Source organism: Olivibacter sp. EAT-5 (genome assembly GCF_044784325.1).
Lineage (GTDB): Bacteria > Bacteroidota > Bacteroidia > Sphingobacteriales > Sphingobacteriaceae > Olivibacter > Olivibacter oleidegradans.
This window is the reverse complement of the sequence record NZ_CP173028.1, coordinates 4,493,828-4,505,738: the sequence shown is the minus strand read 5'-3', so window position 1 is coordinate 4,505,738 and position 11,911 is coordinate 4,493,828. Positions and strand designations below refer to the sequence as shown.

Genomic DNA, 11,911 nt, shown 5'->3' with positions numbered 1-11,911 from the left:
AATATGAAAAAATTTTTAGTGGGGTTACTGAGTTTATACTTCGGAACCCAGGCTATCGGCCAGGAACATAACACATCGGCCAATTATATTAAGCCGAAAGATCCATTGGTCGTGAAAAACCTGTCTGAATGGCAAGAATTGAAATTCGGCCTTTTTATGCATTGGGGCACTTATAGTCAATGGGGAATTGTTGAAAGTTGGAGCCTTTGTCCCGAAGACGAAGGGTGGACGCAACGTCGGGGCCCACATGCAGCCAATTATTATGAATATGTTAAGGCCTACGAAGATTTACAGAAACAGTTTAATCCGATTGACTTCAATCCCGGAAAATGGGCTCTGGCGGCGAAGGAAGCTGGCATGAAGTACGTGGTATTCACCACCAAGCATCATGATGGTTTTGCCATGTTTGACACAAAGCAAAGTGATTATAAGATTACCGATAGCAAATCACCTTTTTCAGGTAACCCTCGTGCCAATGTAGCCAAAGAGATTTTTAACGCTTTTCGACAAGATCAGTTCAAAATAGGAGCCTACTTTTCCAAACCTGATTGGCATACACCGTATTATTGGTGGCCTTATTTCCCGCCAAAAGATAGAAATGTCAACTATGACCCAAAAAAGTATCCGGATCGCTGGCAGCAATTCAAAGACTTTACTTACAACCAGATTAGCGAATTAATGACTGACTATGGTAAAATTGACATCCTATGGTTAGACGGGGGGTGGGTGCGACCATTAGCGACTGTAGATACTACCGTCGAATGGCAACGAGGCATTAAAACAGAACAGGACATAGACATGCCAAGAATCGCTAACATGGCGCGCAAAAAACAACCGGGCATTATTATCGTAGATAGAACTGTCCCTGGTGAATATGAAAATTATGTCACACCGGAACAGTCGATCCCCAACAAGCCGCTCGGTATTCCCTGGGAATCATGCATGACCATGGGCAACTCATTCAGCTATGTTCCGAACGATCAATATAAGCCGGCGAGAGAAATCGTGCACAATCTAATAAAAATAGTATCAAGAGGGGGGAACTACCTACTCAACATAGCTCCCGGGCCCAAAGGAGACTGGGATCCTATAGCCTATCAGCGTTTAAAGGAGATCGGAAAATGGATAAATAAATACGGAGAAGGCATTTATGCTTCGCATAGTATTGCTCCTTATTCAATCGGCAATATTTTTTTTACACAAAATAGGGAGGAAAATACCGTTTATGCTTTTGTTTTACACAAAGAGGGAGGGGAGAACTTACCCGCTAAATTGGAATTGCCATTAAAAGAGGACGCCAAACTACATGATATAAGCCTGGTAGGTTCAAAAGTCAAGCTTCGCTGGAAGATTGTTGATAAGCATATTCAAATTGAGATTCCACAAACAGCGAGAAATTTGCAGTCGGACGACTATGCGAGCATGATTAAGATCGGATATGTTTATTTGTGATAAGAGACATAGGACATGGGACATAAGATGAGAGACACAAGAGCTAAGATTTCCTATGTCTGATACTTGATACTTACATCTTGACACCTACATCCTGGTACTTGACACCTACGTCTTGATCAACTAAATTAGTAAATAACACGCATTTTAGTTAAGTTTGTAGACAAATAATTCAAGTATGAACACAAGCGAAACCGGCAGAGTCAACACACGGAATGCCATGCTCATTTTAATCATCGTTAGCACCGCGCTTTTGCGGATTCTTAATGTAGGTAAATTTGGAGACTGGGCCAATTTCACACCCGTTGGAGCTACCGCCTTGTTTGCAGGAACTTATTTTCGCAATAGGTGGGCTGCTTATTTTACACCCCTGTTAACACTTTTTATTTCCGATATCATCGTTAATTATGGTTATTACGGAAAAATCACTTTATTTTATGAGGGCATTGTGTACGTGTATATTGCTTTCGCACTTATGGTATTTATTGGTAGCCTAATAAAAAAAGTGACGACCTTGCGTGTTTTCGGAGCGGCCATAGCTTCGGTGTTAATCCATTGGATTGTCACTAATTTTGGTGTCTGGATAAGTGGTCAAATATATCCCTTAAACGCCCAGGGCTTTATCGATTGTTACATTAAAGCCATTCCATTTGAAAAGAATCTCTTGCTGGGCAATTTAGCTTATGGAATTATTCTCTACGGAGGATTTGAATGGGCGAAAAAACATTTCCCTCTTCTTGCCGTACCTCATGAACTAAGCATAAGCAAGCCAAACTACAAATAATCAGGCATGAAGGTTGTCGTATTCACGGGAGCAGGTATATCGGCGGAAAGTGGATTGAAGACCTTTCGCGGTGAGGATGGTTTATGGGAAGGATATAAAGTAGAAGACGTCGCTACTCCCGAAGCTTGGCGAAAAGACCCCGAATTAGTACAACATTTTTATAATATCAGGAGAAAAGCCGTGCTGGATGCAAAACCCAATGCGGCTCATCAAGCCCTTGTCAAATTAGAAAGCAAATTTCAGGTCACCATAATTACCCAGAACATTGATGACCTGCATGAGCGGGCAGGATCAAAACATGTTATCCATCTCCATGGAATAATCACAAAAGCACAATCTTCTCTTGATCCATCATTGATTTATGACATACAGGGAACAGAGATAAAAATGGGGGATCGTTGCGCCAGGGGTTCCCAACTAAGACCTCATGTCGTTTGGTTTGGCGAACCCGTTCCAATGATGCAAACGGCTATTGATGAATGCCGAAAGGCTGATATCCTCCTGATTGTAGGTACATCGCTACAAGTATACCCGGCGGCAGGTCTGATAAATTTCCCTCCTCATTATGCACAAAAGATTTTAATCGATCCCGAGGCTCAACAACTTAATCGAGTGGATTCAGAAATTCAAAGTGTTGCAGCGAAAGCTAGTATCGGCGTCCCGAAGGTGGTCGATCAATTGCTCAGTGTGGTTAAATAGTTGAGTAGTAGAATAGTTGAGTAGACCATAAGCTTACGGCTTAGAGCATATGGCTTATAGCTTATAAATAGGCCTACAAAATTAGTATTAGATCTATTTGATCACCAAATAATATTTTATTTACAACTATATTTACCTGAAAATAATATATTTAACGTCTTTTATATAAAGAGTTGATACCGTAAAGATCGAAGATGTTAGCCCTTGATCGCAAAAGAAGCAAAATATAATTCGGTTTCGATCAAAAACAAATCATAACAAGCTGCTTATTAATGAATTTGACATAGTAAAGAAAAGAATAAATTGAGGAAGGATAGAAGCAAAAAGGATGATCTGGGACGATCAAGAAGAAATCCTACAGAGAGTCACAAAATATAGCTTATCGTTTATAGCTAATATTCATGACGTTCATAAGCCTTTTTAAAATCTGCACGCATAGTAGCAAAGCGTGCAACGATAGCCTGCACAAATTCTTCATCCAGTATTTGAAAAACACCGTTTACGCCGTCCGTGACATCCATTTCAGTAATCTTGTAAACTTGTTCAAGAGAACCTTGCTCAAATTTAATAATAAACTTTTGGTTCATGGAAAAGATGCTGATTTTGCATTCTTTATGCGGAAGTTCGGCAATTGCTCTCATAAGAATCCGTGAAAATATAGAAGCTTAGTTTAACTAGGCCAAAGTTACAAAATACCAACCATATGTTAATATGGGGAGAGGGGAAAACTTTCTATTTAACATAATATAAATTATAAGATAAAATAGTTTGCCTTTTAATGTTTACTCTGATAAAGAGAAATGGCTAAATATGTGCTAACAAATAAAGCTGTTGATAACCTTACAAAAATCTGTGATTACTTATGAAGTGTGGTCGGAAAATCAGGCCGATAAATATATCATAAATTGCAGGCAGTTACTATTCCTCACATACCAGATACAACTAAAATTCCTACTATAAAAGCATTTTTATTATTTTGTGCATATTTTATATTGCTTAAATAAAATGTATAACTGCTTTTATGCCAAAATAATGTGATACAGTAGAAATATTTTATTATTATCTATTATGTTTTAATGATTTTAATAAGTAAAACAATACAATATCAATTCTGTATGTGTATTTGCTTTTTTCACATATTTTTTAGTTTAATTTTTAAATGAAAAACGTAAGAAAAATGATATTTTGAAATTATTTCAATTTTTTTCGGCTTATATTGATATATTTTTATTGCAAATGCGATTTTATTTGCTTAAAATTAGCAAAAAATAAGAATATATGTCAAATGATCATTTTCTGAACGAATATGTGTATCATGAAAATACTTGGGATGAGATGTATGACTCTAAAAACATCCGTCATCAATATAGTCATGTTTTCTCGATGCTTAAAAACCTTGACGTGGATAGCATGAGCAATCGGCATCGTTTAGCGGGAGAATTGTTCTTAAATCAAGGCATTACTTTTACAGTTTACAACAATAATGAAGGAATTGAGCGCATCTTTCCTTTTGATATTATCCCCAGGATTATCACGGGTGCTGAATGGGAAGAAATTGAAAAGGGCATTATTCAGCGTTTAAAAGTGCTAAATCTATTTCTAAAGGATATTTATCATGAACAACAGATATTACGTGACGGTATCGTTCCTGCGGAGCTAATTGCCAGTTGCCCACATTATACCAGAGAAGCTTACGGTATCAGGGTCCCTTACGATATCTATGTTCACATTTCCGGGATCGATTTGATACGCGGAAGCGATGGCAAATTTTATGTATTGGAAGACAATCTTCGTACGCCTTCCGGGGTGAGCTACATGTTAGAAAACCGTGAAGTAACGAAGCGAATTTTTCCTGATATTTTATCCTCATCGAATGTTCGGAGCGTTACCCACTACCCTACGCTCTTACATGAAGTTTTACTTAACTTGATTTCTTCTCAAGTATCTGATCCATATATAGTTATATTAACACCTGGGATTTTTAATTCGGCTTATTACGAACACACCTTCCTGGCAAAACAAATGGGCGTTGATCTTGTAGAAGGCCGGGATTTGGTAGTCGATAATCATAAAGTATACACGAAAACGACCAAAGGTCTTAAACAGGTAAATGTCATCTATCGAAGAGTGGATGACGAGTTTTTGGACCCACTCGTATTCAAGCAAGACAGCTTACTTGGCGTGCCTGGTTTACTGAGTACTTACCGGAAAGGCAATGTGGCTATCGTCAATGCAGTGGGAAACGGCGTAGCCGACGACAAAGCAGTATATGCTTATGTCCCCGAAATGATTAAATATTACCTGAATGAAGAGCCGATATTAAACAACATTCCTACCTATCAGCTCAGTGATCCGGAAGTGCTTAAATATGCTATTTCAAATATAGATAACCTCGTTATAAAAAACACCAATCAATCGGGCGGCTATGGTATGATTATGGGAAACGCGATCAGCGAACGAGAATGGCTAAAAGCCAAAAGCGAGATTGAAAAAAATCCCCGCAATTATGTTGCCCAGCCCATTATTCAATTAAGTACGGTTCCATGTTTTATTAATGGCAAGATTCAACCTCGCCATGTCGACCTTCGCCCTTATGCCTTATACGGTCCACAGGGAATCAAATTAGTTCCCGGAGGCTTGACTCGCGTTGCCTTAACGGAAGGGTCGCTTGTTGTAAATTCGTCGCAAGGTGGAGGTAGTAAAGACACGTGGATTATTGACTAATTAATCATCCGATATGTTAAGTCGCATTGCAGATTCATTATTCTGGTTAAGTAGATATATGGAGCGCGTTGAAGAAATGCTTCGTGTTGCCAGAACTCATTATATCTATTCTTTAGATAAGAACATCAACAGTGGAACATGGAAACCGATTTTGCAGGTATATACTGATTTACCGGAGGATAAGGCTCAGGTATTTGAAAACGACACCTATGCGGCACTTCATTATTTGCTGTTAGATAACAACAACGAAAATTCCGCGAAGAACATCATTCAAAAAGCACGTGAAAATGCCCGTGGTATACAAGACCATATTACTCGAGAAGTTTGGGAAGAAGTTAATTCCATTTATCATCTTATCAACCGGCCTTTCGTAAAACTAAAACTTGCTAGTGCAGACGCGTTGGAGATTATCGATTTATTTTTAAAGCACAGCATGATGTATGCAGGTGTTGCAGATGTAACGATGCAAAGAGGAATCGGATGGAACGTCATGAAGCTCGGCAAATTTGTTGAAAGAGGAATCGAAACTCTTATATTAACCGATAAACAATGTGCGCTTCATAACTACGATTTATACAAGGAACTTGATATCACCAGTTGGAGATTTCTCCTCTTATCTCTTGCGGGTTATGAAGCATATCTAAAAACCTATCGAAGCACCAAACACAATCAACAAATTCTCCATCAGGTCATCTTTAATGCGGATTTTCCACATTCGGTATTGTATTGCCTAAATCAGATTGAACGATCGTTAGCCGTACTTGTGAAGGAAAACACCAATCCTGAAGTACCTGAACTGTTACGAAGTTTCGGGCGAATTCACAGTCGCATACGCTTTATGGATCCCGCATCGCTACCATCCACGGATATCCAATCTTTCTTCTTAGAGCTTAAACGTAAGCTACAAGACTTCAACGCCAAACTCAAACTGTTATTTTTTTCCTATTAAAAGATTCATCATGGCAATATACACCATTTCCCATATCACCAGGTACACCTACGAAAATCCGGTTATTGAGAGCATTAATGAGATACGGATCTTTCCTTTCATCTGCAAAGAGCAAGAGCTGTTGAATCAGGAACTCAACATCAGCTTCTCCCCGATCCTTCATATTTATACAGATTATTGGAAAAATAAAGTCGCTACTTTTTCAATCCTACATCCGCATCAGGAGCTTATTATCGAAAATCAGTTAACAGTTCGCACCACTTCATCGAATCTAATTCAGGTAAATTTTCATAGCGGTTTTGAACAACTCCATCATGAAACAACTAACAATTTGAATTTAATTGAACTGACAAAACCGGAAAAAATACGGAATCAACACCTTATCGACGGGATTGTAATTAAATTGACAAACGAAGGTTTAAGTGTTGCTGAAACCATCGAACGATGCAGCAGTTACATTTTTAAACATTTCAAATATGTTCAGGGTATTACGGACATTGAGACGACTGTAGACGAAATATTACAGCACAAAGCAGGCGTTTGTCAAGATTTTGCGCACGTAATGCTTCAAATCTTAAGAACTTTAAAGATCCCTTCCCGATATGTAAGTGGTTACATCTGTCCAAACAAAACCGGGATGCGCGGTGAAGGTGCAACCCATGCTTGGGTTGAAGCTTATATACCACAGTTTGGATGGGCCGGTATTGACCCAACCAATAACACATGGGTAACCAATTATCACGTTAAATTAGCAATAGGAAGAAACTTCAAAGATTGCTCACCGGTTAAAGGTACTTTCCGTGGTAATTGCCATCAATCGCTTTCCGTTCGTGTATCCATTCACTATGAAGACGGAAAGCTATTCGAGCAAACGAACGCAGTAAAAAGACGCGATCCCCTGTTTATAGCCGGCTATGAAGATACCAACTTGATGGGAAACCAGCAACAACAATAGCTACCGAATCGCCTCCCTGATTCGGGTCAGTTGTATTAACAAATCTTCCAGATAATTCAGGTGCAGCATATTAGCTCCATCCGACTTAGCGTTAGCAGGATCGGGATGCGTTTCAATAAACAAGCCATCGGCGCCTACCGCTACGGCCGCTTTGGCTATGGTGCCAATCAGTTCCGGCTTTCCTCCCGTTACGCCGGATGCTTGATTCGGCTGTTGCAATGAATGCGTACAATCCATCACTACGGGAACGTTAAACGATCGCATTGTAGGGATTCCTCTGAAATCTACAATCAAATCCTGATAGCCAAAGGTATTCCCTCTATCAGTTAATATTACTTGTTGATTACCGGTTTCGATAACCTTGTCAACCGCAAACCGCATGGAATCAGCTGATAAAAACTGTCCTTTTTTAATATTAACCGCTTTACCCGTTTTTCCGGCAGCGACTAACAATTCCGTTTGTCTACATAGAAAAGCAGGAATTTGCAAGACATCCACATACTCGGCGGCCATCGCGGCCTCATGTGTTTCATGAATATCAGTAACAACCGGAACGCCAAACGTATCCCGTACCTTTTTTAGGATTTTTAATGCCTTTTCATCACCTATTCCTGTGAAAGAATCAGATTTGGAACGGTTTGCCTTTCTATAGGAACCTTTGAAAATATAAGGAATTTTCAGTTTGTCAGTAATGCCTACAATTTTGTCTGCTATCGACAAAGCCATGTCTTCTCCTTCGATGGCGCATGGGCCTGCCATTAGAAAAAAATTGCCGGAATCCGTATGCTTGATCCCAGCTATTGTGTTTATTGTCATTTCTTTCGTTTTAAGTTTTAAGTTGTCAGTTGCACAAGACGCAAGCTAGCTGTAGGCTATAAGCTGTAAGCTCGCACGAGGCTAATCCTTACTCGCTAACTATATCAATCTACTATTCAACCACTCGACTTTTAACTATCGGCTAATTCCCCAACTCAGACATAAATTTAATTCGCATGAGTTGTATTTCCTCAAAAGTATAGTCTTCGGTTCCCAAATCCTTTAGTGCCACGTCAATAGAGTCGACTTCAGCTGTACGGAAATAGTCGAAAACCTCATCTTGACGGTCAAGATCAATCATTTCATCGATAAAGTAGTTTAAATTCAATTTGGTACCCGAATTAACAATGGATTCCACCTCCTTTAATACATCTTCGTATGACAGCCCTTTAGCAGAAGCAATATCATCCAAACCGATCTTTCTATCAATATTTTGAATAATTGAAACCTTTAAAGCCGACTTATTAGCCGTTCCTTTAATAACCAGGTCTACCGGACGATCAATATCATTCTCCTCAACATAGCTTTTGATTAGCGAAACAAACTGACTCCCGAATTTAGCAGCCTTTCCCGCCCCTACTCCATGGATCTGTTTCAATTCGTCTAAAGTTATCGGATAATGCGTACACATTTCTTCCAGCGATGGATCTTGAAAAATAACGAATGGAGGAAGTCCCTTACTTTTTGCAATTTTCTTTCGCAGGTCCTTAAGCATCTGCAAGAGCTGTGTATCCAAAGCACCTCCACTCTGTGCCGGTGTCTCATCCCCTTCTTCGTCTGCTTTCTCCATTGGATTATTCAAGTAAAACTTAACACTATAGGGGTTTTCAATATAGTCTGCCCCCGTTTTGGTTAACTTTAGCAATCCATAATTGTCAATATCCTTGTATAAATAGTTATTCAATACCGCCTGCCTAAGCAAAGACTTCCAATAGATCACCCCTTGCTCTTTTCCGGTACCAAAAAAAGGATGAATATCATGTTTGTAAGAAGACACAGGCTGGTTATTTTGACCGATCATCACATTCGTAATATGAAAGTCATCAAATTTTTCTCCCTGTTCTTTGATAAAGGATAAAGTCTTATGCAACGATTCTTCAGCATCAAATTGCGTACGATGGCTATTACAATTATCGCACATGTTATTGCAGCCGGCCTCATTGAAGTTCTCGCCAAAGTAATGTAATATCTGCTTTCTCCTACACACAGAGGATTCGGAGTAATCGATCACCTCCTTCAATATTTGGGTACCGATTTCCCTTTCAGAAACCGGTTTATCCTTCATGAATTTAGTTAATTTTTCGATATCCTTTTCCGAATAAAAGGCAATACAAACGCCTTCCCCTCCGTCGCGTCCGGCACGGCCTGTCTCTTGGTAATAACCTTCCATGCTTTTTGGAATATCATGGTGAATAACATAACGGACATCCGGCTTGTCAATTCCCATACCAAAAGCAATGGTTGCTACAATAACTTCGACATCCTCCATCAGGAATTTATCTTGTGTCTCAGCTCTTGTCTTTGCATCCAAACCCGCGTGATAAGGAAGAGCGGAAATACCATTAATATTAAGCACTTCGGCGATCTCTTCCACCTTTTTGCGACTTAAACAATAGATGATACCGGATTTGGAAGGGTTATTTTTTATAAATTTTACAATTTCCTTAACGACATTTTTCTTAGGTCGTACCTCGTAATATAAATTAGGCCGATTGAATGAGGACTTGAATAAGGTCGCATCATTCATTTGCAAATTTTTCCGTATATCAGATTGTACCTTTGGGGTGGCTGTAGCCGTCAAAGCAATAATCGGGATATTCTCCCCTATCCCGTTGATTACCTGCCTTATCTTGCGATACTCAGGTCTGAAATCATGTCCCCACTCCGAAATACAGTGTGCCTCGTCGACAGCAACAAACGAAACGGTAATTAATTTCAGGAATTCAATATTGTCTGTTTTTGCGAGGGATTCAGGTGCTACGTATAGAAGTTTTGTCTTCCCATCCAGTACATCCTGTTTAACCCTTGTAATTTCACTTTTATTGAGCGATGAATTTAGAAAATGAGCAATGCTATCTGCACCTCCAAATGCCCTTAATTGATCTACTTGATTCTTCATCAGTGCAATCAATGGGGATATAACAACAGCGGTTCCCTCACTCATTAACGCCGGTAACTGATAACATATTGATTTTCCGCCACCGGTTGGCATTATTACAAACGTGTCCTTCTTTTGCAGAATATTGGTTATTATCGCCTCTTGATCTCCCTTGAAAGTATCAAAACCAAAAAAATTCTGCAAATTGTCAAATAATGTTTTTTCTATCTCCATTGTCCTTCCGAAAAATTAAAGAAAGGCTTATGTCTATTAATGTTTAAAATAACATAAATTTGCCTTAATTCTTACTAAAATTAATAAAAAATATCCGTGAAAACCAAATCCGACATTGAAAATATTGCCATTTCCGCACTTACATTAGAAGCCGAAGCGATCAGTAAACTGACAAAAAATATCAACGAAGATTTTATCAACACTGTACATGCCATACTCGATATAAAGGGCCGCGTAATTATTACAGGAATAGGTAAAAGTGCTATCATCGCACAGAAAATTGTTGCCACCATGAACTCTACAGGAACACCGGCAATTTTCATGCATGCGGCAGACGCCATTCACGGAGATTTAGGGATGCTACAACAAGAAGATATTGTAATAGCCATCTCTAAGAGCGGAAATACTCCGGAAATTAAAGTGCTTGTACCACTGCTTAAAAATTCCAACGCAAAGATAATCGCAATGGTTGGAAATACAAAATCATATTTGGCTGAACAAGCCGATTTTATACTGGACACGACCGTGTCCAGAGAGGCTTGTCCCTTGAACCTGGCACCAACTACCAGCACAACGGCCCAGCTGGCTATGGGCGATGCGCTCGCTATTTGTCTTCTGGAATGTCGATCTTTCACAAATGACGACTTTGCTAAGTATCATCCGGGGGGTGCGCTAGGGAAACGCTTATATCTCAAAGTAACCGATTTAGCGCGCCAGAATGCAAAGCCCGAGGTGAAAAGTGATACGCCTATTAAAGCTGTCCTGGTGGAAATAACCAAAAATCGATTAGGTGCTGTTGCCGTCGTGAACGATAAAAAAATAAGTGGGATTATCACCGATGGCGATATCCGTAGAATGCTCGAGTCGAATCAGGATATCGGGAAATTAAAGGCCGAAGATATCATGGGCAATAACCCCAAGGTGATTCAATACGATGAGCTGGCCGTTCATGCACTCAATATGATGCGAAACAATCATATCACCCAATTACTGGTAGTCCGCAATAATCAATATGATGGTATTGTCCATTTACATGATCTTTTGAATGAGGGGATTATTTAGTTTGTAGATGAGTGATGAATTACGCGATGTTAGACATCGGACGTAAAACATAAGATAGGAAGTCCTGATACCTGATACTTACCTGCCCGCCGGTAGGCAGGTGTCCTGATACTTGATACTTTAATCACAAAAAAAGCT

10 protein-coding genes are annotated in these 11,911 nt (G+C 39.5%); 7 read left to right on the top strand and 3 right to left on the bottom strand.

Going from position 1 to position 11,911, the window contains the following annotated elements; all coding sequences use genetic code 11:
• The first annotated feature begins 3 nt into the window (after positions 1–3).
• The 3 genes from ACH11B_RS18705 (at position 4) to ACH11B_RS18695 (ending at position 2,935) form a co-directional block, all read left to right on the top strand.
• On the top strand, positions 4–1,452 hold the full coding sequence (locus ACH11B_RS18705) for an alpha-L-fucosidase (RefSeq protein WP_377609073.1): 1,449 nt from the start codon (positions 4–6) through the stop codon (positions 1,450–1,452).
• 178 nt (positions 1,453–1,630) lie between these two features.
• Positions 1,631–2,236: a DUF6580 family putative transport protein gene (locus tag ACH11B_RS18700; protein WP_377609075.1), complete on the top strand. Its 606-nt coding sequence runs from the start codon at positions 1,631–1,633 to the stop codon at positions 2,234–2,236.
• A 6-nt stretch (positions 2,237–2,242) separates the two neighbouring features.
• On the top strand, positions 2,243–2,935 hold the full coding sequence (locus ACH11B_RS18695) for an NAD-dependent deacylase (RefSeq protein WP_377609077.1): 693 nt from the start codon (positions 2,243–2,245) through the stop codon (positions 2,933–2,935).
• Positions 2,936–3,327: 392 nt separating this feature from the next.
• Here the strand turns inward: ACH11B_RS18695 and ACH11B_RS18690 are convergent, their stop codons facing one another.
• Positions 3,328–3,576, bottom strand: a complete 249-nt coding sequence (locus ACH11B_RS18690) for a hypothetical protein (RefSeq protein ID WP_130857782.1) — start codon at positions 3,574–3,576, stop codon at positions 3,328–3,330.
• Positions 3,577–4,213: 637 nt separating this feature from the next.
• Here ACH11B_RS18690 and ACH11B_RS18685 point away from each other — a divergent pair.
• Genes ACH11B_RS18685 through ACH11B_RS18675 form a run of 3 tightly spaced genes read left to right on the top strand, consistent with a single transcriptional unit; the run spans position 4,214 to position 7,563 of the window.
• Complete coding sequence (locus tag ACH11B_RS18685) at positions 4,214–5,659, top strand: circularly permuted type 2 ATP-grasp protein (RefSeq protein WP_013666628.1); 1,446 nt, start codon at positions 4,214–4,216, stop codon at positions 5,657–5,659.
• Between the two features lie 13 nt (positions 5,660–5,672).
• Entirely contained in the window at positions 5,673–6,608 is a 936-nt protein-coding gene (locus ACH11B_RS18680; protein ID WP_013666627.1) for an alpha-E domain-containing protein, read from the top strand.
• A gap of 10 nt (positions 6,609–6,618) precedes the next feature.
• Positions 6,619–7,563, top strand: a complete 945-nt coding sequence (locus tag ACH11B_RS18675; RefSeq protein ID WP_130857783.1) for a transglutaminase family protein — start codon at positions 6,619–6,621, stop codon at positions 7,561–7,563.
• Here the strand turns inward: ACH11B_RS18675 and kdsA are convergent, their stop codons facing one another.
• Positions 7,564–8,379 carry a 3-deoxy-8-phosphooctulonate synthase gene (gene kdsA, locus ACH11B_RS18670; protein WP_377609079.1) on the bottom strand — a complete coding sequence of 272 codons (816 nt, stop codon included), beginning with the start codon at positions 8,377–8,379 and terminating at the stop codon, positions 7,564–7,566.
• Between the two features lie 142 nt (positions 8,380–8,521).
• Positions 8,522–10,711, bottom strand: coding sequence for a DNA helicase RecQ (gene recQ, locus ACH11B_RS18665; RefSeq protein WP_130857785.1), 2,190 nt, complete (start codon positions 10,709–10,711; stop codon positions 8,522–8,524).
• 96 nt (positions 10,712–10,807) lie between these two features.
• Here recQ and ACH11B_RS18660 point away from each other — a divergent pair, with 96 nt between their 5' ends.
• Positions 10,808–11,773 carry an SIS domain-containing protein gene (locus ACH11B_RS18660; protein ID WP_013666623.1) on the top strand — a complete coding sequence of 322 codons (966 nt, stop codon included), beginning with the start codon at positions 10,808–10,810 and terminating at the stop codon, positions 11,771–11,773.
• Positions 11,774–11,911: the final 138 nt, after the last annotated feature.